The 25,793-nt window shown below is 69.7% G+C and carries 19 protein-coding genes; 8 read left to right on the plus strand and 11 right to left on the minus strand.

The features are described 5' to 3' along the window. Window positions 1-9 precede the first annotated feature (9 nt). The 4 genes from recD to recC form a co-directional block, all read right to left on the minus strand. The gene (gene recD / locus RTW82_RS02905; protein WP_316924186.1) at window positions 10-1,860 is read right to left on the minus strand and encodes an exodeoxyribonuclease V subunit alpha; all 1,851 of its coding nucleotides are present in this window, start codon (window positions 1,858-1,860) and stop codon (window positions 10-12) included. Further along, a complete protein-coding gene (recB, locus tag RTW82_RS02910; RefSeq protein WP_316924187.1) occupies window positions 1,857-5,396 on the minus strand; it encodes an exodeoxyribonuclease V subunit beta in 3,540 nt (1,179 codons plus the stop codon). The genes recD and recB overlap by 4 nt, the downstream gene beginning before the upstream one ends. Further along, complete coding sequence (locus RTW82_RS02915) at window positions 5,393-6,478, minus strand: Fic family protein (RefSeq protein WP_316924188.1); 1,086 nt, start codon at window positions 6,476-6,478, stop codon at window positions 5,393-5,395. Before RTW82_RS02915 ends, recB begins: the two co-directional genes overlap by 4 nt. Before the next feature lie 141 nt (window positions 6,479-6,619). Further along, window positions 6,620-9,868, minus strand: a complete 3,249-nt coding sequence (gene recC, locus RTW82_RS02920) for an exodeoxyribonuclease V subunit gamma (RefSeq protein ID WP_316924189.1) — start codon at window positions 9,866-9,868, stop codon at window positions 6,620-6,622. Between the two features lie 261 nt (window positions 9,869-10,129). Between recC and RTW82_RS02925 the strand changes: the two genes are divergently transcribed. Together RTW82_RS02925 and RTW82_RS02930 are read left to right on the plus strand one after the other, a co-directional pair. Then, complete coding sequence (locus tag RTW82_RS02925; protein WP_316924190.1) at window positions 10,130-11,827, plus strand: Na/Pi cotransporter family protein; 1,698 nt, start codon at window positions 10,130-10,132, stop codon at window positions 11,825-11,827. Window positions 11,828-11,871: 44 nt separating this feature from the next. Continuing rightward, window positions 11,872-12,912, plus strand: a complete 1,041-nt coding sequence (locus RTW82_RS02930; protein ID WP_316924191.1) for an AraC family transcriptional regulator — start codon at window positions 11,872-11,874, stop codon at window positions 12,910-12,912. Between the two features lie 22 nt (window positions 12,913-12,934). Here RTW82_RS02930 and RTW82_RS02935 read toward each other — a convergent pair whose 3' ends face one another. Together RTW82_RS02935 and RTW82_RS02940 are read right to left on the minus strand one after the other, a co-directional pair. Next, entirely contained in the window at window positions 12,935-13,897 is a 963-nt protein-coding gene (locus tag RTW82_RS02935) for an NAD-dependent epimerase/dehydratase family protein (protein WP_316924192.1), read from the minus strand. Continuing rightward, window positions 13,885-14,802 carry a bile acid:sodium symporter family protein gene (locus RTW82_RS02940; RefSeq protein WP_316924193.1) on the minus strand — a complete coding sequence of 306 codons (918 nt, stop codon included), beginning with the start codon at window positions 14,800-14,802 and terminating at the stop codon, window positions 13,885-13,887. Before RTW82_RS02940 ends, RTW82_RS02935 begins: the two co-directional genes overlap by 13 nt. 179 nt (window positions 14,803-14,981) lie before the next feature. Between RTW82_RS02940 and RTW82_RS02945 the strand changes: the two genes are divergently transcribed. From RTW82_RS02945 to RTW82_RS02965, 5 genes are all read left to right on the plus strand, one after another. Next, window positions 14,982-15,287 (plus strand): hypothetical protein, encoded by a 306-nt coding sequence (locus RTW82_RS02945; protein WP_316924194.1) that lies wholly within the window; start codon window positions 14,982-14,984, stop codon window positions 15,285-15,287. Between the two features lie 166 nt (window positions 15,288-15,453). Continuing rightward, window positions 15,454-17,685 (plus strand): putative bifunctional diguanylate cyclase/phosphodiesterase, encoded by a 2,232-nt coding sequence (locus RTW82_RS02950; RefSeq protein ID WP_316924195.1) that lies wholly within the window; start codon window positions 15,454-15,456, stop codon window positions 17,683-17,685. Next, entirely contained in the window at window positions 17,682-19,265 is a 1,584-nt protein-coding gene (locus tag RTW82_RS02955; RefSeq protein ID WP_043243832.1) for a methyl-accepting chemotaxis protein, read from the plus strand. Before RTW82_RS02950 ends, RTW82_RS02955 begins: the two co-directional genes overlap by 4 nt. A gap of 60 nt (window positions 19,266-19,325) precedes the next feature. Further along, entirely contained in the window at window positions 19,326-20,717 is a 1,392-nt protein-coding gene (locus tag RTW82_RS02960) for a pitrilysin family protein (RefSeq protein ID WP_316924196.1), read from the plus strand. 91 nt (window positions 20,718-20,808) lie between these two features. Next, a complete protein-coding gene (locus RTW82_RS02965) occupies window positions 20,809-21,846 on the plus strand; it encodes a DUF5924 family protein (protein WP_184488232.1) in 1,038 nt (345 codons plus the stop codon). 347 nt (window positions 21,847-22,193) lie between these two features. On the opposite strand, the gene RTW82_RS02970 is transcribed toward RTW82_RS02965, so the two are convergent. After that, window positions 22,194-23,420 carry a nucleoside recognition domain-containing protein gene (locus tag RTW82_RS02970; RefSeq protein WP_316924197.1) on the minus strand — a complete coding sequence of 409 codons (1,227 nt, stop codon included), beginning with the start codon at window positions 23,418-23,420 and terminating at the stop codon, window positions 22,194-22,196. A 140-nt stretch (window positions 23,421-23,560) separates the two neighbouring features. On the opposite strand from RTW82_RS02970, the gene wrbA reads away from it, so the two are divergent. Beyond that, window positions 23,561-24,157 (plus strand): NAD(P)H:quinone oxidoreductase, encoded by a 597-nt coding sequence (wrbA, locus tag RTW82_RS02975; RefSeq protein WP_316924198.1) that lies wholly within the window; start codon window positions 23,561-23,563, stop codon window positions 24,155-24,157. Between the two features lie 275 nt (window positions 24,158-24,432). Here wrbA and RTW82_RS02980 read toward each other — a convergent pair whose 3' ends face one another. From RTW82_RS02980 to RTW82_RS02995, 4 genes are read right to left on the minus strand one after another with little or no spacing between them, the layout of a single operon-like run. Further along, window positions 24,433-24,897: an inhibitor of vertebrate lysozyme family protein gene (locus RTW82_RS02980; protein ID WP_184488228.1), complete on the minus strand. Its 465-nt coding sequence runs from the start codon at window positions 24,895-24,897 to the stop codon at window positions 24,433-24,435. Window positions 24,898-24,906: 9 nt separating this feature from the next. Next, window positions 24,907-25,068: a DUF1328 domain-containing protein gene (locus tag RTW82_RS02985; protein WP_021218842.1), complete on the minus strand. Its 162-nt coding sequence runs from the start codon at window positions 25,066-25,068 to the stop codon at window positions 24,907-24,909. A gap of 32 nt (window positions 25,069-25,100) precedes the next feature. After that, window positions 25,101-25,295: a hypothetical protein gene (locus RTW82_RS02990; protein WP_021218841.1), complete on the minus strand. Its 195-nt coding sequence runs from the start codon at window positions 25,293-25,295 to the stop codon at window positions 25,101-25,103. Window positions 25,296-25,316: 21 nt separating this feature from the next. Then, window positions 25,317-25,580, minus strand: coding sequence for a hypothetical protein (locus RTW82_RS02995; protein WP_184488227.1), 264 nt, complete (start codon window positions 25,578-25,580; stop codon window positions 25,317-25,319). Window positions 25,581-25,793 lie beyond the last annotated feature (213 nt).

The following is a 25,793-nucleotide window of genomic DNA, read 5'->3' on the forward strand; positions in this document are numbered from 1 at the left end:
GGGAGGCCGTTAGAACAGGTCCAGCTGCCCACCCGCCGGAGGCGCGGGCGGTGCGGCGGGTGGCGGCGCCATGACGGGTGCCGGCTCCGCGCTGGCCAGGCGCGCGGCCAACCCGGCCGCCCGCTCGGCGCGGGTATTCACCGCCTCGCCCAGGCGCTGCGGCAGGCCCCAGATCTCCACCCGCTGCTTGGCGCGGGTGATGCCGGTGTAGAACAGCGAGCGGCTGAGCAGCGGGCTCGGCTGCTCCGGCAGCGCCAGCAGCACCTCGCGGAACTCCGAGCCCTGGCTCTTGTGCACCGTCATGGCGAAGGCGCTGTCGTGGCTGGGCAGGCGCGCCGGGGCGAAGGGCCGGTGGCCGCCTTCGCCTTCGAAGAACACCCGCAGGCCGTTGGGCGTAGGCAGGCAGATGCCGATGTCGCCGTTGAACAGGCCCAGGGCGTAGTCGTTCTGCCGCACCATCACCGCGCGGCCCGGGTACCAGCGCTCGCGGCTGGCGATGCCCAGGCGGCGCTTGATGCGCGCCTCCAGCGCCTCGTTGATGCCGTTCACCCCCCAGGGCCCCTCGCGCTGGGCGGTGAGGGCGCGGAAGTCGGCGAAGGCGGCGAAAGCGGCCTCGGCATCACCGGTACGCGCGGCGACGATGAAGGGCGCGTAGCCGGCGTCCAGGCGCTCCAGCAGCGGGCCTTGCAACGGGCCGGGGTTCCAGCCGAGATCGGGCCGTGCCTCGCGCAGCAACTCCAGGGTGCCGCGCGCGTCGCCCGCATTGATGCGCCGCGCCAGCTCGCCGATGCCGCTGTCGCCGGCGAAGCGGTGGCTGTGGGTCAGCAGCACCACGGCATCGCCGAGGTGCGAGCGCGGCTGCTCCACCGGCACGCGCTGGCCGGTGATGCGCTCCAGGTCGGCACTGGCAGTGGCGTCCAGGCCACGGCCCTCGCAGAGCTCGGCGAACACCGCGCCGGCCTCCACCGCCGAGAGCTGGTCCTTGTCGCCCAGCAGCACCAGGCGCGCGCCGGGGGGCAGGGCGTCGAGCAGCTTGGCCATCAACGCCAGGTCCACCATCGAGGCTTCGTCCACCACCAGCACGTCCAGCGGCAGCGGGTTGTCGGCGTGGTGGCGCACCTGCGGGCTGTCGCCGCGGCTGCCCAGCAGGCGGTGCAGGGTACGCGCCTCCTCGGGCAGCAGGGCCTTGATGGCATCGTCCACCGGCAGCTCGGCCTTGGCATTGCGGATGGCCTCGGCCATGCGCGCGGCGGCCTTGCCGGTGGGCGCGGCGAGGCCGATGGCCAGGCGCTCGCCGCCAGGTTGTTCCAGCAGCGCGGCGAGCAGGCGTACCACGGTGGTGGTCTTGCCGGTACCGGGGCCGCCGGAGATCACCGCCAGGTTACGGCGCACCGCCTGGGCGGCGGCCAGGCGCTGCCAGTCCGGCTGCTGGGTGTTGCGGGCGAACAGCCGCGCCAGGGATTCCGCCAGGCGCGCCTCGTCCACCGGCGGGCGGGCACCGGCCATGGCCAGCAGGCTCGCCGCCAGGCGCGTCTCGTAGGCGTGGTAGCGGCTGAGGTAGAGACGTTCGCCATCCAGGGTCAGCGGCGCATAACCGCCGGGCTCCGCCACCAGGGGGGAGGCACGCAGGGCAGCCAGCCAGGTGGGCAGGGCCGGCAGGTCGAGACCGGCGGCGCCTTCGTCGAGCACCCGCTGTCCGGCCAGGCGCGCCAGGGGCAGGCACACATCGCCATTGGCCAGGGCCTGGCAGCACAGCGCGGCGGCGGCGGTGACCGCCTCGCCGGCATCCGGGTCGAGGCGCAGCAGGCTTTCGGCGAAGAAACGCTCCAGCGGGCCCAGCGGCCATTCGGCGAGCGTCATGGGCGGCCCTCCTCGAACAGGCGATCCAGGGCATCGAGCAACGCATCGTCGGGGCGGTGGAAATACACGCCGGCCTCCGGCATGCCCCGCAGGAACAGGTAGTAGGCGCCGCCCAGCTGCTCGCTGGCGAAGCCGTCCAGGCGCAGGCGCAGGAAGCGCCGCAGCGCCACCAGGTAGATCAGGTACTGCAGGTGATAGTGCTCGGCGGCGATGGCCTGTTCCAGGCGTTCGCCGCCGTAGTAGCTGGCGTCCGGGCCGAGCCAGTTGGACTTGTAGTCGGCGATGTACCAGCGCCCCCGGTGCTCGAAGGTCAGGTCGATGAAGCCCTTCATGAAGCCGTTCAACTGATCGAACTCCAGGCGCTCGGCGGCCAGGCGCATGGGCTCCGGCAGGCCGTGGGCGGGGTCGGCCAGCACCGCGCGCAGGCCCTGGATATCCAGCTGCGCCACGGGGAAGGTGAAGCCCAGCTCCGGCAGGCGCCGGCTCGGTTCGAGGGCGGCCAGGCTCAGGCCCTGGCCGTCGAGGTCGGCATCCAGCACCTTGCGCAGCTGCTCGATGGCGATCGCCGCCCAGTCCTCGGGCAGGCCGTGGCCCAGCAGGTGCAGCGGCACCAGGTCCTCCAGCTCGCCCTCACCGCGCACCCAGTCCTCGAGGATGGCGTGCAGGCAGGTGCCGGCACGGGCGCCCCGGGGGAAGCCGTAGAAGCCGGCCCCCGGGTCGGTGGCCGGGGGCACGAAGAAGGCGTCGCGGTCCGGCGCCTCCATGTGCATGCCGGCGGCCAGGCCGGAGAAGCTGCCCACCCGCCAGGCGCTGTGCAGGCCGCGTTGCAGGTGCGACAGGGCGGCGGGTGGCGCGGCGCGGGTCTCGCCCTGGGCGCTGGCCTCGGCCTCGCGGCAGGCCACCAGGGCGATGTCGCCGCCGCTGGCGTCAGCCAGGCCCTGCAGCTCGCGGCGCAGGCCGGCGCCATCCAGCGCGGCGAGGTGGCTGCCCAGCTCGGCCAGCAAGGCATCGCCGGGTAGTTCGCGGCCGTGCAGCAGCCAGGCGAGGGCGCTGCTGTGCAGGCCGTCCTCGGGCAGCTCGCCGTCCTTCTTCGCCTTGGGCAGGGCCACCGGGCCCCAGTGCAGCCACAGGCGGTCGCGGGCGCGGGTCAGCGCCACATAGGCCAGGCGCAGGCGCTCGGCGAAGCGCTCGCGGCGAGCACGCTCGCGGTTGTCGTCGTAGTCGGCGCCGCCCAGGTCCAGCAACGGGGTGCCGTCCTCGGCGTGGCAGGTAATGTCTTCGTCGCGCCGCAGCAGCGCGCCGTCCCAGAGGTAGGGGCAGAACACCAGCGGGTATTCCAGGCCCTTGCTGGTGTGCACGGTGACGATCTGCACCCGCTCGGCATCGCTTTCCAGGCGCAGCAGGGCGTCGTCGCCGTGGCTCTCCGCCGCGCGCTGGGCGTTGAACCAGGCCAGCAGCGGTTCCAGGCCGGGGCGCTGGAGGCTCTCGGCCTGCAGCAACTCGGCGAGGTGCAGGAGGTTGGTCAGGCGGCGCTCGCCGTCGGGCAGGGCGATCAGCCGTTCGGCCACCCGCTGCTCGTCGAGCCAGGCGCGGAAGGCGCGCATGAAGCCCTGCTGCTGCCAGAACTGGTGGTAGCGCTCGGCGTCCTCGCGCTCCTGGTCCCAGGCGTGCTCGTCGTCCTGGCAGCGCGCCAGGGCCTGGGCGTCGCGGCCCAGCAGGCGGGTGGCCAGGGCGTAGCGCAGCACGCCTTCGCGGCCGGGCTCGGCATAGGCGGCGAGCACGGCGGCCAGCTCCTCGGCCTCGGCGCTGTGCCAGACGCTGTCACGCCCCCGGCGCACGCTGGGCACGCCGCGCGCGGCCAGTTGCTCGGCCACGTCGCCAGCCTGGCGGTGGCTGGCCACCAGCACGGCGATGTCACCGCCGCGCAGGGGGGTGCGCACGCCGGCCTCGTCGAAATAGGCCTCGCCCCGGCCACTGGCGGCCAGCAAGGCGGCGATGCGCCGGGCGGTGTCGATGGCCACGGCGTTGCCGGCCTCGCCCTTGCCCATTGGTTCGTCGCCCAGCCACACCAGCTCCAGAGGCGCCCCCGCCTCGGGCAGCACCAGCTGGGCACGGGCCTTGTCGCTGGCGCCCACGGGCGGATAGGTCAGCCCCGGCTCGGCGAAGGGCAGGGGCCGGTCGAACACCTGGTTGAGCGCAGCGATCAGCGCCGGCACCGAGCGGTGGTTGGTGTTCAGGCTGTACTGCCGCGCGGCCTCGTCACGGGCCTTGAGGTAGGTGGCCAGGTCGGCGCCGCGGAAGGCGTAGATCGCCTGCTTGGGGTCGCCGACGAAGCACAGGTCGCCGCCTTGCTCGCCACCCGGGTAGATGCAGCGGAAGATGGCGTACTGCACCGGGTCGGTGTCTTGGAATTCGTCGATCAGCGCCACCGGGTAACGCTCGCGCAGGGCGGCGGCCAGCGCCTCGCCGGCAGGGCCCTGCAGTGACTGGTCGAGGCGGTTGAGCAGGTCGTCGAAGGCGAGCATGCGCTGCGCCGCCTTGCGCGCCGGCAGCTCGCGGTTGAGGGTGTCGAGCAGGCGCACCTGCAGGTCGATCAGCCGCGCCTCACCGGCGGGCTTGGCCTCTTCCAATGCATCGAACAGCCCCTGCAGCGCGGAATTGAGGGCATGCTCGGGCAGTTCGAAGCCCTTCTTGCAGGCCTTGATCAGCGCCTCGCGACCGAGCTTTTCCAGGCCCGTGGGCGCCGCGAACAGCGCCGCCGGGTCGGCGAAATAAGCGTCCAGCTCACCCTGCCAGAGGGCGAACTTGGCGGCGTCGTAGCTGCGCTTGTTGAGCCCGTCGAAGGCCGTCAGGTCGGCGAGGCAAGCCTGGGCATCCCGCAGCCAGGTATCCCGGGCATGGTTCCAGGCCTCGCCGGCCGCCCCCAGATCACCCAGCTCGGTTTCCCGGGGTTCGATGCGCAGGTAGGGCTTGCCCAGGTGCGAACGCAGGCGCTGGCGCAGGACCTGCGGGGTGAGGCGCTTCTGCGCGAGGAAGCGCGCCCAGGCCGGCTCGGCGGCTGCCAGCTCGGCACGCCAGAGGTCGGCGAGCAGGCCGTCGAGCACCTCGCGGTCGTCTGCCGTCAGCTCGCTGTCGAAATCGCCACCGGCCTCGAACGCCGCGTCCTGCAAGGCGCGCTGGCAGAAGCCGTGGATGGTGAAGATGGCCGCCTCGTCGAAGCCGTGCACCGCCAGCAACAGGCGGCGGTGGGCGTCCTCGCCCGGGTACTGCGCATGCAGGCCGGCCAGCACCGGGTCCGGCGCCGGTGCGCCTTCGTACATGGCCAGCAACGCCGCCAGTCGCGCGCGGATGCGTTCGCGCAGCTCGGCGGTGGCTGCGGTGGTGTAGGTCACCACCAGGATCTGCCCCACGCCCAGCTTGCGCTCCAGCAGCAGCCGCGCGTAGAGCGCGGTCAGGGTCCAGGTCTTGCCGGTGCCGGCGCTGGCCTCGATCAGGCTGCGCCCGGTGAAGGGATCGTTGAGCAGGTCGAGGCTCATGCTCCATCCCTCAGATCGTCGCCGGTGAGTACCGCATTGAGCGCCAGATTGCTGTAGTAGTTGGAGCGGCCGATTCGGCGCTTCTCAAGGAAACCGCTATCGGCGAGCTCCTGCAGGTAACGAGTGGCGGTGAGGCGAGAGACCCCAAGGTCGCGCATGACGAATTCGATCTTGGTGTACGGATGAGTGAACAGGTTGTTGATCAGGTCCTGGCTGTAGAACCTGTGCTGCGCCCTTATCCGATGCTTGTAATCGAGCAATGCCGCCTTGATCGCCTCGATGGTGCCGATTGTCTGGCGCGCGGTTTCCTCGACGGCAGCCAGCATGAAGAGCACCCAGTCCTCCCATTGCTCCTCATCACGCACCGCCTGCAGCAAGCGGTAGTACTCGGCCTTGTGGCGAACGATGTAGCGGCTCAGGTAGAGCACCGGGATGTCGAGCATTTTGCACTTGAGCAGGTAGAGCACATTGACGATGCGACCTGCCCTGCCATTGCCATCGTAGAAAGGATGGATGCTTTCGAACTGGTGATGGATAAGTGCCATCTTCACCAGCGGATCGGCGTCGAACAGCTCGTTATCGTTGATGAAACGCTCCAAATCCCGCATCAATTCGATGACACGCTCGGCATCCTGCGGCGGCGTATAGACCACTCTTCCCAGTCCGTCCTTCAGCGTGGTCCCCGGGAGGCGACGCAGCCCCGCGTTGTTGCGCTCCAACTCAGCCTGGATATCGATGATCTGGTTGGTCGTCAGCAGCCCGGTATCGCGCACGGATGCATAGCCGACATGGAGTGCCTGTCGATAGCGCAGGACCTCCTTGGCAGCGGGGCTGTTGGAGGCATCCGGAAATGCATCGTCCCGGAAAAGATCGTCGTGGGTAGTGACGATGTTCTCGATGGCCGAGCTGTCCTTCGCTTCCTGCATGCCCAGCGTATTGATGAGGATGCCTTGGTGGGGAATGGAAGAAGCGACACCCTTGAGCTCGGCCAACGCTCGGCTGGCCGTGGTCAGCTTGCGAAGTATCGATCGAGACTCGAAGCGGAGCGGATCGAGTTCGTGCAACCCGCGCAGATCAGTCATGACGACCGACTCCCTTCATGCATAGGAAGTCGCGATTTTCCGGCATATCAATACACATACGTATAGAAAAGGGCCGATTTCTATACATGTCGCGTCTGACCTGCATAGGGATATGCACAAACGCATCACTGTCGCCACGGTTCACGCGTCGTCCTCCTCGTCATCTGCCAGGGCGTCCAGCGCCGGGCCGAGGAGGGTTTCGGCGAGGCGCTCGAAGCGTTGGTCCAGCGGGTCACGGTCGCGGAAGGCGAGGGCGTACCAGGGGTCGCGGGACTCGCCCACGGGACCGAAGTCGATGCCGTCCCAGGCGATGCGCGCCTTGCTGCGGGCGGCGTCGAGGGGCTCCTTGCGCCCGGGCTTGCGCCAGCCGGAGACGAAGCCGTGGCTGGCCTTGGTCAGCAGCGGCAAAGGCTCGCACAGGGCCTCGCGGTAGGCGTGCAGCCAAGGTTCGAGGAGGGCGGCGGCATTGGCCAGGGGGCCGGCCTGCCAGTCGCCGGCGGGCGAGAGTAGGCGGCTCTCACGGGCGATGCCGGGGGTGGCCGAGAGGTTGAGCAGCAGGTGGCGCAGCCAGAAGGGCGCCAGCTCCCATTCGCCGAGGCGGTTGAGGCGCCAGCCGAACAGGCCGTCCTCGGTGACGCCGTCGAGCCAGCCGTGGATGCGCACGCCGGCCAGGCTGACGTCCACCAGCAGCGGTTGCGGCGCACTGTCCGGGCGCGCCTCGAACAGACGCGGGGCGAAGGCGCGCACCGGACCGCGCAACTGGCCCCAGAGCGCGTGGCCCAGCTCGCCGGTGGGCAACCAGCCGGCGGCGCGGGCGATGCGGCGTTCGTCCAGCTCCGACCAGCCGCGTTCCACCGCGTCCAGGGCCAGCTGGCGCAGGCCGCGCCAGGCAGGGCCTTCCAGGGCGAAGGGCTCGTCGCTGGCCAAGGCCTCCTCGGCTTCGGCCAGGCGCAGGCCCAGGCGCTGTTCGAGGAGGAAGCGCGCCGGGTGGCGGAAGCATTGGATCAGTTGCGCCGGCTCCAGGGTCAGCCAGTCAGCGTCGGGCTCCGGCAAGGGCAGGGCGAAGGGTGCATCCGGCTCCCGGGGCACCTCCGCCAGGCGCTGGGCGGCACGGAACCAGGGGGCGGAGAAACCGGCATGGCTGCCGCCGGCGAAGTTGCCGGAGGCGAAGGGCTGCAGCGGGTGGCTGATGAGCACCCGCTGGCTGGCCTTGGTCTCGCCGGCGGTGGCGGTGAGGTCGATGGTTTCCAGCAGTTCGCTGATCAGCACCGAGGGCGGCAGGTGTGCGTTGTCGCGCGGGTCGCGGCCCACGTAGCTGAGGTAGAGGCCATCGCGCGCCGATTGCAGGGTTTCCAGCAACAGGTAGCGGTCGTCGAGGCGCCGCGCGCGGTCACCCCGGCGCGGCTTGCGGGTGATCAGGTCGAAGCCGGCGGCCGGGGTGCGCCGGGGGAAGGCGCCGTCGTCCAGGCCCAACAGGCACACCAGGCGGAATGGCAGGCTGCGCATGGGCACCATGGTGCAGAAGGTCACCGCGCCGGTGAGGAAGCCCGAGGCGCCGCTGCCGGCGTCCAGGGCGGCCACCAGTTGCTGGCGCACCAGGCTCATGTCGATGGGCCGTTCGATGCCCGCCGCCTCGGCCTGTTTGCGCAGGTCGCCGCAGGCCTGGGACAGCAACAGCAGGGTGTCGCCGGCTTCGCGTTCGTCGAACAGCTGGTCGATCAGGCCCTGCAGGGTCTCGGCCCAGTCCGCCAACGGGCGCGGGCGGGCCAGGTCGTCGGCGAGATGGCCGAGGCGCTGGATGAAACCGGCCAGGCGCCCGAGCAGCTGGGCACGGGCGCCTTCCAGCGCATCCAGCGGCCAGCTGTCGCCGAGCAGGGGCGGAGCATCGCCGGCCAGTCGCGGCGGTGCGGCGAAGCCCAGCACCAGGCGCTCCAGGCCCTGGCGCCAGCTGAAGGCGTCTTCTTCCGGCAGGCCCAGGCGGGCGCGGTGGCGGCCATCGCGACCCCAGCGCACGCCGGCCTCGCGCAGCCAGTCGCGCACCAGCGGCAGATCCTCGGCCTCGATGCCGGCACGCACGGCCAGGGCCGGCTGCTCCAGCCAGCCAAGCAGCTCCTCGGCGGCGAAGCGGCTCTGGGCCAGGTCGAGCAGGGCGAGGAAGGCTTCCACCAGCGGCAGCTCCGCACGCAGGCTGCGGTCGGCCAGGCTGAAGGGGATGCGCGGCACGCCCTCGCGGGGGGCGAACACCGCTTCGATATAGGGGGCGTAGCGCTCGATGTCGGGGGTCAGCACCACCACCTGGTCGGGGGTCAGCCCGGGGTTGGCGGCGAAGCGCGCCAGCAGTTGGTCGTGCAGCACCTCCACTTCGCGCAGGGGCGAGTGGCAGACGTGCACTTCCAGGGAGCGGTCGTCCTCGCGCAGGGCCAGGCGCTCGTCAGCGTGGCGGGTGCGCAGGCGCAGGATGTCGTTCTGGATGGCCTGCAGCAGGCTGCCGTCGGCCAGGTCTTCGTTCTCGGCATAGATGCCGACTTCCTGGCCGCCGAGGGTGAACAGGGCGTCGAAGAAGTCGCGCCCCTGCTTGCCCAGGCTGGCCAGCAGCGGGTGGCCGACGTCGAGGTACCAGTCGTCGATGCCGGGCTCCGGCAGGGCGGCCAGTTCGCGGATGTCGCGGATATCGCCCCAGGCCTCACGGCAGGGGTTGAGGGCGAAGAGGATGACTTCGCAATGCCGCGCCAGCCCTTCGAGCACGCGCATATGGTGCGGCGGCAGGCTGCTGATGCCGAAGACGATAAGGCGCTCCGGCAGCCCGTCGATGGGCGCGTCGTCGTGCAGCCGCGCCAGCAGGTCGCCGAGCAGGCGCGCGCGGTGCGGGTGGCCGTCGGCGGTCAGTTCGCGCCAGAGCAGCGCCTGCCACTGTTCGTCGTTGCCCAGGCCGAGCAGCTCGCCGCGCTCCCAGGCGGCCAGCCAGTCGTCGCGGTACAGCAGGTACTGGTCGAGCACGTCGGCGATGCGCGCCGCCAGGGTCAGGCGCCGGCGCTCGTCGCCGCCCTCCAGGTACTGGGCGAGGCGCGGGGTGCGTTCGAGGTTGGCGGGCTCGCACAACCAGTCGTAGAGGCGCCAGGTCAGGGTCACCGGGTTGAACGCCGATTGCGGCGGCAGCTCGCCGAGGGCCTGGCGGGTGAGGTCCCAGATGAAGCGCGCCGGCAGCTGGATATCGAGCTGCATGGCGATGCCCTGGCGTCGCGCCAGTTGCAGCGTCAGCCAGCGCCCCATGCCCTGGCTCGGCACCACCACGCGGGACGGCGCCAGCGGGTCGCGCTGGGGCTGCACGAGCAGGCTGCAGGCCAGCTCGCCGAGGCTTTCCAGGTCATTGGCGTGGTAGAGGTTGAGCATCGAAAGGTCGCGTCCGCCGGGTCAGTACAGGTTATCAGTTCGACGAGGCTACAGGCAGCGGGCGACAGGGCCTGTCGCCTGCGACGGGCCGGGCAAGGCTGCGGTTTTACGACTTAACTTGCAGGTAGAAAAGGTGACGGGCACGGGTGAACGGGACGCGGGCTGGCAAGTCAGAATATGACGATCATGTTACAACCCCACCCCTAGATAGCCGCCCCACCTCCAGGAGCGGCTCATGTCGTTACCTTAAGGAGGGAACCGATGCTGACACTGCTCAACCTGCTCTCCGCCGTGGCCTTGCTCGTGTGGGGCACCAATATCGTTCGCACCGGCATCCTCCGGGTCTTCGGCAGCGACCTGCGCCGCTGGCTCAGCCACAGCATGAAGCGCGCGCCCCTGGCCTTCGCCGCCGGCATCGGCGTCACCGCCCTGGTGCAGAGCAGCAACGCCACTGCCCTGCTGGTCACCTCCTTCGTCGCCCAGGGGCTGATGGGGCTGTCCTCCGGCCTGGCGATCATGCTCGGCGCCGACGTCGGTACGGCGCTGATGGCGCGGGTGCTGACCTTCGACCTGTCGTGGCTGTCGCCGCTGCTGATCTTCTTCGGGGTGGTGTTCTTCCTCTCGCGCAAGCAGACCCGAATCGGCCAGCTCGGCCGCGTGGCCATCGGCCTGGGGTTGATCATCCTCGCGCTGCAGCTGATCGTCGCCGCCGCCGAGCCCATCACCACCGCCAAGGGCGTGAAGGTGCTGTTCTCCTCGCTCACGGGCGACGTGATGCTCGACGCCCTGACCGGCGCGCTGTTCGCCATGGTCACCTACTCCAGCCTGGCCGCCGTGCTGCTCAGCGCGACCCTGGCCGCCGCCAAGGTCATCCCGCTCAAGGTCGCCCTGTGCCTGGTGATCGGCGCCAACGTCGGCAGCGGCATCCTCGCCATGATCAGCGCCACCTCGCAAAACGCCGCCGGCCGCCGGGTGGCCCTCGGCAGCCTGCTGTTCAAGCTGGTGGGCTGCCTGCTGGTGCTGCCGGTGGTAGGGCCGGCGGCGGAGTGGCTGGACAGCTGGGCCTTCTCCACCGCCGAGCTGGTGATCGCCTTCCACGTTCTCTACAACAGCGCGCGCTGCCTGCTGATGCTGCCGCTGACGCCCTACATGGCGCGCTTCTGCGACTGGCTGCTGCCGGACCGCGAGCAGGCCACGGACGTGGCCAAACCCCGCCACCTGGACAAGAGCGCCCTGGACACGCCCAGCCTGGCCCTGGCCAACGCCGTGCGCGAGACCCTGCGCCTGGGCGATATCGTCGAGCAGATGCTGCACCACCTGCTCACGCTGATGCGCGGCGGCGACGCCCTGCTGGGCAAGGAGATCCACCGCCTGGACGACGACATCGACGCCCTCTACACCGCCATCAAGCTGTACCTGGCGCGCATGCCCCGGGAAGACCTGAGCGAGCGCGACAGCCGCCGCTGGGCCGAGATCATCGAGCTGACCATCAACCTGGAGCAGGCCGGCGACCTGATCGAGCGCATGGTCGGCGACGTGCAGCACAAGAAGACCTCCCAGCAGCGCTCCTTCTCCGAAGCCGGCCTGGCCGATATCGCCGAGCTGCACCAGCAATTGGTGAACAACCTGCGCCTGAGCCTCTCAGTGTTCCTCAACGGTGACCTGGAGAACGCCAAGCGCCTGCGTCGTGCCAAGCAGCGCTTCCGCATCCTCGAACGGCGCCTGTCCCACGCCCACGTCGAGCGCCTGCACCACCAGGTGGTGCAGAGCATCGAGACCAGCGCCCTGCACCTGGGCCTGATCAGCGACATGAAGCGCCTCAATTCGCTGTTCTGCGCCATCTCCTATGCGGTGCTGGACAACCCCGACGCGCCGCCGGTGGCCCTGGAGGACGGTGGCGTCGAGCCGCTGGTGGAGGACGATGTGGACTATCAGCCGGACGTCGGCTCCCATCGCTGAACAGGGCTCTTCCTGAGTCACGGCGGCTTGGGCAGAATCCCCCCATGAGCCCAACCGCCGCAGCACCCGACCAGGCCTCGGTCAGCGCCAGCCTGACCCAGGCCATCCTCCACGCCGCCGAGAGCCTTGGCCTGCCGCGCGCCGAGCTGCTGGCCGCCAGCGGCCTGGACGACGCCCAGCTGCGCGATCCCGACGCGCGCATCCCCTTTCTCGCCCAGGAAGCGCTGTGGAGCGCCATCGAATCACGCCTCGCCCATCCCGAGCCCGGCCTGGTGCTGGGCCAGGCCCTGGCGCCCGGCCAGTTCAGCGTGCTCGGCTACCTGCTGCAGAGCAGCCCGACCCTGGGCGACGCCCTGGAGGCCGAGCTGCGCTACCAGCGCCTGGTGGGCGAGGGCGGCACCCTGGCGGTGGACGTCCGCGGCGACGAACTCTGGACCCTCTACCGTCCGCTGCACCCGCAGCTGCCCGCCACCCGTGCGCGGGTGCTGGCGCTGATGGCCTTCTGGATGCGCCTGATGCAACCGCTGCTGGATGACTTCCGCCTACTGCGCGCCTGCTTCATCCATTCGCAGCCTGAAAGCCTGGCCGCCTATGAGGACTGCTTCGCCTGTCCGCTGGAGTTCGACGCCGCCGACTACGCCCTGGTGCTGCCGCTGAAACTGCGCGGCGCCGCCCTGCGCCAGGCCAACCCGCCCCTCCAGGCACTGCTGCGCCAGCACGCCGAAGCCCTGCTCGCACGACTACCCAGCGAAGGCCTGCGGGCCCGCGTGGTGGCCCTGCTGAGCGCCCAGCTGGCCCACGGCGAGCCGGACCGCGGCGCCCTCGCCTCCGGTCTCGGCCTCAGCGAGCGCACCCTGCAACGGCGCCTGGCCGAAGAGGGCAGCAGCTACCAGCAACTGCTCAGCGACACCCGCCTGCAACTGGCCGAGCGCCACCTGCAGGAGGGCAGCCTGCCCATCGCCGAGATCGCCGTGCTGCTGGGCTATTCCGAACCCAGCGTGTTCTTCCGCGCCTTCCGCCAGTGGACCGGCAAGACGCCAGGGGAGTATCGCCAGCAGCTGGTGGCTGATTCGGCCAGGACCTAGGGAGCGCTGCGCGCCGCCGGAGTCAGGTACGCGGCAACACACCCCGCGCATCGAGGAACGCCAGGAAGGCTTCGCGGCTGGAGTACTGCGGCTGGTAGCCGAACTCCTCCTTCAGGCGGCGGTTGTCGAGCACCGGGCGGTAGCGCAGGAAGTCCAGTTGCTCGGGGCCGTAGCGGGTCAGGCCGAGGGGTTTGAGCAGCGCCAGGGTGGCGAGGATCAGCGTCGCCGGCAGTGGCCGGTAGGGCTTGCCGAGGATGGCGGCGATCTCGGCCATGCTCAGCGCACCGTCGCCGGCCAGGTTGTAGATGCCTTCGGCGCCGCGCTCCAGGCCCTGGAGGATGATCGCCACCACGTCCTGGTCCCAGATGAACACGAAGCGGCTGTCATGGCCGCGCACGCCCATCACCGAAGGTTTGTCGAAGAGCGCGGTGATCTGGTTGTCCACCCGCCGGCCGAGGATGGTGCCCGGGCGCAGCACCAGCTGGCGCAGCTGCGGGTGGCGTTCCCGTGCCTCGGCTAGCAGCTCTTCCACCTCGCGCTTGTGGCGGGCATAGGCGAAGGCGTCATGGCCGCGCAGCGGGTCGGCTTCGTCGATCCACTCGGCGTTTTCCGGGTAGTAGCCGTAGGCGGCACCGGAGCTGGTCACCACCAGTTGCCCGACGCCATGAGCGGCGGCGGCCGTGACCACCGCGCGGGTGCCTTCGACGTCGATGGCGTGCAGGGTCGCCTCGCTCATGCCCGGCGGCGGCGTCACCACCGAGGCCAGGTGGACGATGGCCTGGGGCTGCCAGTGGGCGATGCAGGCGTCCACCGCCTCGGGCTGGGCGATGTCCAGCTGCACCTCCTCGACGTTCGCCGCGCGGGCGGACGCCGGCAGCGGGCGGATGTCCGCGGCCACCAGGCTCCAGTCGGGGTGGCGGGCGACCAGCGCCTCCAGCAGTTGGTGGCCGATGTAGCCGGCGGCGCCGGTGATCAGGACGCGCATGGCACACCCTCCTCGGCGACGGGCAACGGCCGGTTGCGCCAGAAGGCCACCAGCAGCAGGCCGCTGACCAGGTGCCAGGTGCCCCAGAAGGCCGCCACCAGGGCCATGTTCGGCTCACCGCCGAACTGGGCGAAGATCAGCCCCAGGGCGAGGCCGGAGTTATGCATGCTGATCTCGATGACCATGGCCCGCAGGTTGGCCCCGTGCTGGCGGGCGAGTCGGGCCATGGCCCAGCCGAGGACGATGGCGCTGGCGTTGTGCAGCACCACGATGAAGAACACCAGGCCGAGGTTGTCGACGAACAGGCGCCAGTTGCCGGCCACCGCGCCGCCGACGAAGACCACGAAGGCCAGCAGCGAGAAGCGCTTGAACCAGGGCATCACCCGCTCGGCCAGGCGCGGCCACAGGTTGCCCACCACCATGCCCGCCAGCAGCGGCAGGCCCAGCAGCAGGACAACGCTGACGAGAATGCTGCCGCGGTCCATCTGCAAGGCGCTGAGGCGCCCGGCCAGGTAGGCGGCGGCTTCCGGGTTGAGGCCGCTGGTGAGGGCGAAGTTGAGCGGTAGCAGCACCAGCGCCAGCAGGCTGGACAGCGCCGTCATGCTCATCGACAGCGCGGTGTTGCCGCGCGCCAGGTGAGTCATCACGTTGGACAGGTTGCCCCCCGGACAGCAGGCCACCAGCAGCAGGCCCAGCTCCAGCCCGGGATGCAAGTCCACCAGCAGGGTCACCGCCAGGGTGGCCCAGGGCAAAATCAGGCACTGCCCGAGCATGCCGGCGAGCACCGGCTGCGGCTGGCGCAGCACGGCGAGGAACTGGCCGATGCGCAGTTCCAGGGAAACACCGAAGATCATTACCGCCAGCACCAGCCCGAGGATGAGCTGCTGGTTCGCGTCGTAGTTCATGGCAAGGCGCCCGTGGTTCTTGTTATGGCCGCCACTTTAGCGGCAGCCACGGCGCACCGGCAGTGGCCGAGCCCGCCAGGCGGCGTGGCGATTCGCGACAGACTGACGCCGGTCAATGCCCGCCAACCGGGCGATGGCTAGAGTTCATAGCCAATTGCCATCAGCCATAGCCCCCGACCATGGACAGCTCCGATCCGCCGATCGCCGCCATCACCGATCCTGCGCTCGCCTGCCTGCTGCGCGAGATGCTGCCCGCCATGGGCGTCGTCTGCGAAGTGCTCACCGAGACCGGCCAATGCCAACGGGCCCCCCTGTGCCGATGGCTCAAGGACGCCCCCCTCAGCGAGACGACCCGATTGCGCATGCTCCTCGACGAGGCGGTGACGGTGCTCGACCGCACCCGCCACGCCTTCAAGTCCCGTGAACTCGGACGCTTGCGCCGGCGCCTGGAACAGGCGCTGGAAGAGTTGTCGGGCCCGGCCTGACTGGTGTACAACCTCGCGCTGCAAGGTTCCGCCAAGGGCGGGAACCGGCTTTGCCGGGCAGGACGCAAGGGCCTGCAAGACAAGGCGCCACGCGTGGCAGTTCACCCAGAACTGCCACCCGTGGCGCCTTTTTTATTGCCTGCAGGTTTTCACGAGGGATTGAGGGATGGGGCTGGAAACACAACTCAAGGGGATGCTCGGCAGAATCGGCCTCGGCCGTCGCGAAATCGACCAGCGCTGCCGCTACCTGGACTGGCAGGCGCTCGACGCCGCGCGCCTGAACCGCCAGGCGGAGGCGGTCGAGGCCCTGCATGAGGTGTTCGTCGAGCGCCTCTACGCGCACCTCGACCACTTCGAGCCGACCGCCAGCATCCTCCGCGACCCGGCGACCCTGGCGCGCCTGAAGGCCAGCCAGCTGGACTACTACCAGCGCCTGTGGAAGGGCCCCTATGACCGCGAATACGTCCTGCACCGGCTCAAGGTCGGCCTGGTGCACCAGCGCGTGGGCGTCGAGCTGAAGTGGTACCTGGGCGCCTACCGCCTGTACCTCGACCAGATGCTCACCGGCCTGCTCGGCGACAGCGAAACCACCCGCACCCTGGGCAGCCTCATGAAAGTGGTGTTCTTCGACATCGCCCTGGCCATCGACACCTACAGTGCCGCCCAGCACCAAGCCCTGGAGGACAGCGAGGCGCGCTTCGCCCGGGCCCTGCGCGGTGCCAACGACGGCCTCTGGGACTGGGACCTGGAGCACGACCGGCTGTACATCTCCGAGCGCTGGGCGAGCATGCTCGGCCGCTCACGCGATGCCTTCGGCGAGAGCAGCGCCGGCTGGTTCGCCCGCGTCCACCCCGACGACCTGCCGGCCCTGCGCCAGGCCATCGACACCCACCTGCGGGGCGACAGCCCCTGGCTCAGCCACGAGTACCGCATGCGCCAGCAGGACGGCAGCTACCTCTGGGTCCTGGTGCGCGGCGTCGCCGAGGGCCAGCGCATGGCCGGCTCGCAGACCGACATCAGCCAGCGCAAGGCCACCGAGCACCAGCTCAGCCACGCGGCGCGCCACGACCCGCTCACCGGCCTGGCCAACCGCCTGCGCCTCGACGAACTGCTGCAGCAGGCCCTGCAACGCCAGTTGCGCCCTGGCGCCCGCCAGGCGGCGCTGCTGTTCATCGACCTCGACCGCTTCAAGCTGATCAACGACAGCCTCGGCCACGCCGTCGGCGACCGCGTGCTGGTGGAAGTGGCCCACCGCCTGGAGCGTTGCCTGCGCCCGGGCGACCACCTGGCACGCTTCGGCGGTGACGAGTTCGTCGTGCTGCTGGACGACCTGGCCTGCCTGGGCGATGCCGAAGTGGTCGCCCAGCGCATGCTCGACAGCCTCCACCAGCCCCTGCACCTCGACGAGCGCACCCTGGTGGTCAGCGCCAGCATCGGCATCACCGGCCTCCAGGCCGAGGGCCAGACCATCGACGCCCTGCAGGCTGCCGACCTCGCCCTGTACCGCGCCAAGGAAGCCGGCAAGGCGCAGATCGCCCGCTACAGCAGCGAGCTGCAGGCCGCGGCGAAGAACCGCCTCGACCTGGAAAGCGCCCTGGCCCAGGCCCTGGCGCGCGACGAGTTCGAACTGCATTACCAGCCCATCTGCCGCACCGACCAGGGCCAGCCGCTGCTGGTGGGCGTGGAGGCCCTGCTGCGCTGGCGCCAGGGCGACCGCCTGGTGCAGCCGGCGCAGTTCATCCCGGCGCTGGAGGAGTCCGGCGAGATCATCGCCGTCGGCGACTGGGTGCTGCGCGAAGCCTGCCGCCAGACCCGCGCCTGGCAACTGGACGGCCAGCGCGGCCTGCGCTGCTCGGTCAACCTCTCCAGCCGCCAGCTGCACCAGCCGGGCTTCGCCGCGCGGCTCGAGTCGATACTCGAGGAATCGGGCCTGCCCCCTTCCAGCCTGGTGCTGGAGATCACCGAAAGCCTGCTGATGCAGGACGGCGCCGACACCCTCGCCTGCCTGCGCGAGCTGGCCTGCCAGGGCGTGCGCCTGGCGCTGGACGACTTCGGCACCGGCTACTCGTCCCTCGGCTACCTCAAGCGCTTCCCGCTGCACATCCTCAAGGTCGACCGCAGCTTCATCGACGGCGCCCCCGAAGACCCCGAGCTGCGCGCCATCTCCCGCGCCATCATCGGCCTGGGCGCCAGCCTGGGGCTGGAGGTGATCGCCGAAGGCGTCGAGCGCCCCGAACACCTGGACTTCCTCGCCGCCGAGGACTGCCACTACGCCCAGGGCTACTGGTTCAGCCGGCCGCGCCCGCCCCAGGCCCTGGAACGCCTGTTCAACGGCGAAGAATGTTTCGACGGGCACTGGTGCCTGCTGCCCGAAGCCACCACGAGAGCGACCTCATGAAACGCAACCTGCCGGTCAGCGGCCGCGCCATCGTCTTCGCCGACGACGCCAACATCCTCTCCACCACCGACCTCAAGGGCGTGATCACCCACGTCAACCAGGACTTCGTCGACGTCAGCGGCTTCAGCCGCCCGGAGCTGATCGGCCACAGCCACAACCTGGTGCGCCACCCGGACATGCCCGCCGCTGCCTTCGCCCACCTGTGGCAGACGCTCAAGGCCGGGCGCAGCTGGATGGGCCTGGTGAAGAACCGCTGCAAGAACGGCGACCACTACTGGGTCAGCGCCTTCGTCACCCCGGTGGTGCACGACGGCCAGGTGCTGGAGTACCAGTCGGTGCGCACCTGCCCGAGCGCCGAGCAGGTGCTGCGTGCCGAACGGGTCTACGCCCAGCTCGAGGCCGGCCGCATGCCCGCCCACACGCGCCTGCCGCTGCACCTGCGCCTGCTCGCCGGCCCGGCCCTGGGCATGGCGCTGGGCATCGCCCTGTACCAGGCCCTGGCGCCCTACGGCCTGCTCGCCGCCGTGCCGGCCTGGGGCCTGGCGCTGGGCTGCGCGGGGCTGGCCCTGCACCGCCAGCTGCGCCCGCTGCGTGAACTCCTGGGCCGCGCCCGGGGCATTGCCGACAACCCGCTGAGCCAGGCGGTCTATGGCCAGCGCAGCGACGAATTCGGCCAGCTCGGCTTCTGCCTGCAGATGCTGGAGATGGAGACCGGCGCGCTGGTCGGGCGCATCGCCGAATCCTCGCGCCAGCTCGCCGAGCACGCCGAGGAGCTGGCCACCGCCGTCGCCCACGGCAGTGCCGGCAGCCACCGCCAGCAGCAGGAGACCGACCAGGTGGCCACCGCCGTCGGACAGATGGCCGGCAGCGTCCAGGAAGTGGCGCGCAGCGCCCAGCAGAGCGCCTGCGCCGCCGACCAGACCGACGACGCCGCGCGCATCGGCCAGCACGAGGTGAGCGCCACCCGCGCCCGCATCGCCGAGCTGGACGAGGACGTGCGCAACGCCACCCGCGTGGTGCGCGAGCTGCAGGACCACAGCAGCGCGATCGGCCAGGTGCTGGACGTGATCCAGGGCGTCGCCGAGCAGACCAACCTGCTGGCCCTGAACGCCGCCATCGAGGCCGCGCGCGCCGGTGACGCCGGGCGTGGCTTCGCCGTGGTCGCCGACGAGGTACGCGCCCTGGCCGGGCGCACCCAGCAGTCCACCGCGCAGATCAACCAGATGATCAACAGCCTGCAGAGCGGCGCCGAGCAGGCCGTCGCGGCCATGCAGCGCAGCTGCGCCCAGGCCGAGAGCAGCCTGGCCCAGGCCCAGCGCGCGGCCGAGTCCCTGGAGCGGATCAACCAGCAGGTCGGCGCCATCAACGGCATGAGCCTGCAGATCGCCAGCGCGGTGGAGCAGCAGAGCGCCGCCAGCGAGGAGATCCAGCGCAGCCTGGCCACCATCCGCCGCGCCGCCGACGACAACGCCAACAGCGGCCTGTGCAGCCAGCGCAGCGCCGGCGAGGTGGCCGGCCTGGCCGCCGACCTGCGCCAGCTGGCCCTGCAGTTCTGGAGCAGCCGCCGCGGCCTGGGGTGATTGCGCAAGGGCGGGGGCGATCCGCTATGCTCGGCGCTTCCTCCCAGCCAGACCCTCGCCATGCGCTACCTGCTCTGCCTGCTGCTTTTGCTCGGTGCCTCGGCACAGGCGTTCGACCGCGACCGGGTCGAGGGCTACGACCTGCAGAACGGCTTGCAGGTGATCCTCAAGCCCACCCCCGAGCGCGGCCATGTCGCCATCCGCCTGGTGGTGGGTGTCGGTTTCGACGACTTCGCCTGCCCGGACAAGGAGCTGCCGCACCTGCTGGAACACCTGTTTTTCAGCGGCCTGGGCGGCGCCGGCGAGGCGGACCTGGAAGCGCGCATGCAGGCCCTGGGCGGCGAATGGAACGCCTTCACCAGCGCCAGCGACACCGCCTTCGTCATCGAGGCGCCGGCGCAGAACCAGCGCAAGGTACTCGACCTGCTGCTGCAGGTGCTCGACGACACCCAACTGACCGACGCCCGCATCGCCACCGCCAAGCAGGTGGTGCAGCGCGAGGGCGGCGGCCACTACTCGCACCTGGAACGCCTGCTGGACCGCCAGGACCTCGGCCGCGAAGCCCACGACCAGCTCGCCGTCGAACTGGGCCTGGCCTGCGCCGAGCGCCCCCAGGTGGAGCACCTGCAGCGCGAGGCCCTGGAGGCCCTGCGTCGCGACTGGTACGCCCCCAACAACATGAGCCTGATCGTGGTCGGCGACCTCGACCGCCTGCTGCCGGCCTTCATAGAGCGGCGCTTCGGCGCCCTGGCGCCGGTGGAAGTACGCGAGCACCCGGCCCTGCCGGAAAGCAACGACTACGCCGCCGAGCGCCGCACCCTGCGCCGCGGCCTGGTGGGCCAGAGCGCCACGCTGCACTGGATCTACCGCGAGCCGGAGGTAGACGGCGCCGACTACGCCGCCTGGGAGCTGCTCAAGGACTACCTGAACTGGGAGCTCTACCAGCAGCTGCGCATCCAGAACGGCCTCTCCTACGGGCCCTGGACCGAGCGCCGCGCCTTCGGCGGCGAAACCTTCCTCAGCCTCAACGCCGACCTGGAGCGCAGCGACGTGGAACCGGCGCTGCAGGTGCTGCGCACACTCACCACGCGCCTGCGCGACCAGGGGCTGGACCGCGACAGCTTCGAGCGCCTGAAGAACCTCGCCATCAGCCGTCAGGCATGGGCGGCACAGGGCAACTCGGCGCTGGCCGACTACTACTGGAACTCCCTGGGTGACTACCAGGAGGGCCGCTTCGGCAACGAGGCCGACGCCCTGCGTGCGGTGACCCTGCAGCAGGTCAACGCCATTGCCCGTGAGCTGTTCCACGAACCGGGCTACATCCGCATCGAGCAGCCCCTGCTGGGCTACGACCAGTTGGCCTGGCTGCTGCCGGCCCTGCTGGGCCTGGCCCTGCTCGCCGTCCTGCTGTGGCGCGGCCGGCGCCCGGGCACGCGCGCCGCGCCCGCCTGAGGCACTGGCCGTCGGCTGCCGCGCCGTGCGCCTTCTCAGGTCGGCGAGCGGGCAGTATCCTGCGGCCCCCGCAGCTTTCGCCGACCTGCCCATGTCGATCTGGAAAAACCGCCTGCTCGCCCTGATCGCGCTGATCCAGCGCCACCCGCGGCTCATCGCGCTCTATGGCTTCTGCTCGGGCGTCGGCAGCTTCCTGCTGGTGGATCGCGGCGCGCGCCTGGCCAAGGTGATCGCCATCGTCATGCTGGTGAGCTGGGTCTGGCTGCTGCTGGAGAACCTGTTCCGCAGCAGCATCGAGCGCCTGTTCAAGATCGAGCTGCCACCGCCGCTGACGCGCTTCCTGACCCAGCTGATCCACCAGGAAAGCCTGTTCTTCGTGCTGCCCTTCTTCCTCATCACCACCAGCTGGAACAGCGGCCAGTCGCTGTTCACCGGGCTGCTGGCGGTGGCGGCGGTGATCTCCATCGTCGACCCGCTGTACAACCGCTTCCTCGCGCCGCACCGCTGGCTGTTCCTCGCCTACCACACCCTGACCCTGTTCGCGGTGCTGCTCACGGCGCTGCCGATCATCCTCCACCTGACCACCGCGCAGAGCTTCGAGTGGTCCCTCGGCATCGCCGTGCTGCTGTCCTTCCTCAGCCTCTACAGCACCATCCGCGTGCAGCGCTGGTGGCGGGGCCTGGCCCTGGTCGGCCTGACCCTGGCCCTGGGCGCCACCGGCTGGCTGACCCGGGTGATGGTGCCGCCGGCCACCCTGTGGCTGACTGAAGTGGCGGTGACCCCGGAACTGGACGACCACCAGCGCACCCCGGGCAAGGGCGTGGAAACCGTGACCGCCGCCGAGCTGCGCAGCGATGGCCTCTACGCCTACACCGCGATCAACGCGCCGCGCGGGCTGAACGAACGCATCTACCACCTGTGGCGTTTCGAGGGGAAGGAAGTGGACCGCATCGCCCTGGACATCCACGGCGGCCGCGACAAGGGCTACCGCGCCTGGACCCACAAGCAGAACTTCCCCGCCAACCCGGTGGGCCGCTGGCAGGTGCGCGTGGTCACCGAGGCCGGGCAGATGATCGGCACCCTGCGCTTCGAGGTCACCGACGACCCGCTGCCGCCCAAGCCGCATTGACCTTGGCGCAGCGGAGCCTTTGGCGGTGCTACGCACCGCTTGGCGACTGAAGTCGCCCCTACAGGGTTGGACGCAGGCCGTAGGGCGGGTGCAACCCGCCAACCCGATCGCGAATGAATTCGCTCCCACCGGTTCAGTGCCGGCCGTAGCCCGGGCTTCAGCCCGGGAGCTGGGGTCAGCCGAAGAACCAGTAGCCCAACGCAGCGGGGCCGGACATCGCGCCGTTGGGCCTCGCTGCGCTCGGCGCCAACCTACGGTCGTTCCCTGTGGGATCGGGGTGGCTTCAGCGCGAATGAATTCGCGCCCACGGGGTGAGCCGTAGCCCGGGCTTCAGCCCGGGGCCGGGGTCAGCCGAAGAACCAGTAGCACACCAGGATCGAGGCGATGACGCCGGCGAGGTCGGCCAGCAGGGCGCAGCCCACCGCATGGCGGGCGCGCTGGATGCCCACGGCACCGAAGTACACCGCCAGCACGTAGAAGGTGGTTTCGGTGCTGCCCTGCATAGTGGCGGCCACTAGGGCGGGGAAGCTGTCCACGCCCTGGGTCTGCATGGTTTCGATGAGCATGGCGCGGGCGGCGCTGCCGGAGAACGGCTTGACCAGGGCGGTGGGCAAGGCGTCGACGAAGCGGGTGTCGAGGCCGGACCATTCCACCAGCGCGCGGATGCCATCGAGGCCGAAGTCCAGGGCGCCGGAGGCACGCAGCACGCCCACGGCGCAGAGCATGGCCACCAGGTAGGGCAGCAGGCTCTTGGCAACATCGAAGCCGTCCTTGGCGCCGTCAACGAAGGTTTCGTACACCGGCACCTTCTTCAACGCGCCCACCAGCAGGAACAGCATGATCAGGCCGAACAGCACCAGGTTGCCCAGCAGCGACGACAGGGCCGCCAGCGCCGTGGCTGAGAGGCCGGCCAGCAGCGCCATGAAGCAGCCCAGCAGCAGGGCGCCGGGTACCAGGTAGGCGAGCACCACCGGGTCCCACAGTTTCAGGCGTTGCATGAAGGCCACCGTGAGCAGGCCCACCAGGGTGGAAGCGCTGGTGGCCAGGAGGATGGGCAGGAATACCAGGGTCGGGTCGGCGGCCCCCTGTTGCGCGCGGTACATGAAGATGGACACCGGCAACAGGGTCAGGGATGAGGCGTTGAGCACCAGGAAGAGGATCTGCGCATTGCTCGCCGTGGTGGTGCTGGGGTTGAGTTCCTGCAGCGCGCGCATGGCCCTGAGCCCGATGGGGGTGGCGGCGTTGTCCAGGCCCAGGCCGTTGGCGGCGAAGTTGAGGGTGATCAGCCCCAGCGCGGGATGGCCCCGGGGCACCTCGGGCATCAGCCGGGCGAACAGCGGGCCCAGCAGGCGCGCCAGCACCTCCACCAACCCGGCCTTTTCGGCGATGCGCAGCAGCCCCATCCACAGGGTCAGGGTGCCGAACAGCAGGATCATCACCTCGACCGAAAGCTTGGCCATGGCGAAGAGGCTTTCCACCATGGCCGCCCAGACACCCGGGTCACCGCCGATCCAGCGCACCAGCGCCGCGGTCGCGGCCACCACGAAGAAGCCGAGCCAAAGGCCGTTGAGCATGAACGATCCCCCCGAAAACGATGGGCGGATGATAGCGGCGGCGGCACGGCGCGCGCCAGGAAGCCGCCCCGGCAATGTCATGAAAGCCATCTAGGCTGAACCGGGTCGGTCGATGACGACCTCTGTCCTGGGAGATGACGATGAAGAAGGTCCTGGTGCTCTATTACTCCATGTATGGCCATATCGAACGCCTGGCCGAAGCGGTGGCCGAGGGTGCGCGCAGCGTGCCGGGGGTGGAGGTGACCCTCAAGCGCGTCGCCGAAACCATCCCCGAGGACATCGCCCGCAACGCCGGCGCCAAGCTCGACCAGCCCGCCGCCGTGGCCAGCCCCCAGGAGCTGGCGGACTACGACGCCATCCTCTTCGGCACCCCGACCCGCTTCGGCAACATGGCGGGGCAGATGCGCACCTTCCTCGACCAGACCGGCGGCCTCTGGGTGAAAGGCGCCCTGGTGGGCAAATTCGGCAGCGTGTTCACCTCCACCGGCACCGGCGGCGGCTCGGAAACCACCATCACCTCGTTCTGGAACACCCTGGCCCACCACGGCATGCTCATCGTCGGCCTGCCCTACGCGGCACCCGAGCTGACCGACATCAGCGACGTACGCGGCGGCTCCCCCTACGGCGCCGCCACCCTCGCTGGCGCCGACGGCTCACGCACGCCGACCGACAAGGAACTCGCGCTCGCCAAATTCCAGGGCGCCCACGTGGCCAAGTTGGCAGTTAGGTTGCAATAGGAGTTGGTTGGGAATCAGAGGGAGGGATAGCTTGAAGCTTGAAGCTTGAAGCTTGAAGAAGAATCTAGCTTCCAGCTCTCGTCTTCCAGCTTCCAGCTGCTTTTAACGCTACCACCGAGAAGCTGGATCACAGCTTCCCGGCGGCGGCTTCGCCTGACCCGGCCCGCGTTCGCGGAGGTAACCCCTTTACCCCTAGGTCATGCCGCTCTACCGACGCGGAACAACCCGGCCCCATGGTCATGGCCCCGCCTGCGGGGCCTGTGGTCTGAATGGCTTCAGTACCAGTTCGGATCGCTTTTCAGCTGGTCTTCGAGAATCGCCTTCACCTCGTCATCCGGTTCGCCCAGCCAGCGCTTGCTGGCGTGGCGGCTCGGTGATTTGTCCTGGGGCAGGCCTTCCGGCACTTGCACCAGCAGGGCATAGGCGTCGTCCTTGTCCCAGCTGAAGGCGACGAGCAGTCGTTGGCTGGCGCAGGCATGCGGTTCGCACAACTCGCCAACCAGGTATTTATCGCCGTCCTGGTCAACCGCCTTCATCGGCGGTGCCGTCCCGCTCAGGTTCATTACCCATTCGGGCAGACGGCTTTCGTCCTTGACCAGCGCCTGCCAGGTCTCGCGGTACTGCGGGTCAGTGCCCAGCAGTTCGTTGAGCCTGTGCTGCGCGTCGGTATCGGCCGCCAGCACCAGGGTGCTGGCGAAGCCGAACGCGGCGGCGGCGCAGAGATCACGCAGGATGCGCATGCTGCCTCCCTAGCCCCTGCGGCGACCGAAGATGAAGGACACCACAAACAGGACCAGGAACAGCACGAAGAGAATCTTCGCGATACCTGCTGCGGTGCCGGCGATACCACCGAAGCCCAGAACGGCAGCGACGATGGCGATGACGAGGAAGGTAAGTGCCCAGCTGAGCATGATGGTTTCTCCTGCTTCGGTTTGTCGGGTTCTCAGTGCGCCGGCGACCAGGCCGGGTCGTGCTGAGCCGGCTGCGAGGCAAGGGCCTCGTCCGCCGGGGGATTGATGAAATCGATATCGCTGAAGTCGTTGCTGTCCTGCAGCGCCTGGCCAACCGCCAGGGCACTGCCGAGCATCAATACGGGGAGGATCAGGAGGGCGGTCAGGAACAGGGCGATGGTCCACATCTTCGTATCTCCTTTATGTACTCAGAACACCCAGCGGGGTTGCTGCGGTTGATCGTTCCAGCGCTGCTGGGCAACGCTCTGCAGCGAACCGTCGTGGAGCATGCCGTTGGCATGGAAAGCGGCCGGGGTGGGCGCGATATCCAGGCGGGCCGGCAGCGGGGGCTGCTGCTCGTGGCTGCGCAGGCTCTGGCGCAGCTGGTGTTCGGCCAGGAGGATCAACACCACGGCGAGGGAGGCCAGCAGTACCTTGCCCGCAAGGGCGAGACGCGCATGACGACGGTTCATCCTGAAACACCTCCTGAGCTGTTGATCGATCGAGGGAACCGAAGCGCCCCTGCCTGTCCTGTCCTTGCGGTCATCGCCGGCTGGCGATTTCCTTTTCCTGATGTATTGATTGCAGAGCGCATGCCAGTTTTTTGATTCAGGTAAATCCATTTAAATTCAACAACTTACAAATTGATTGATCACTGGATCTGCTGGCAACTTGCATGATCGCTA

The organism is Pseudomonas sp. zfem005 (assembly GCF_032621735.1).
Taxonomy (GTDB): Bacteria; Pseudomonadota; Gammaproteobacteria; order Pseudomonadales; family Pseudomonadaceae; genus Metapseudomonas; species Metapseudomonas solani.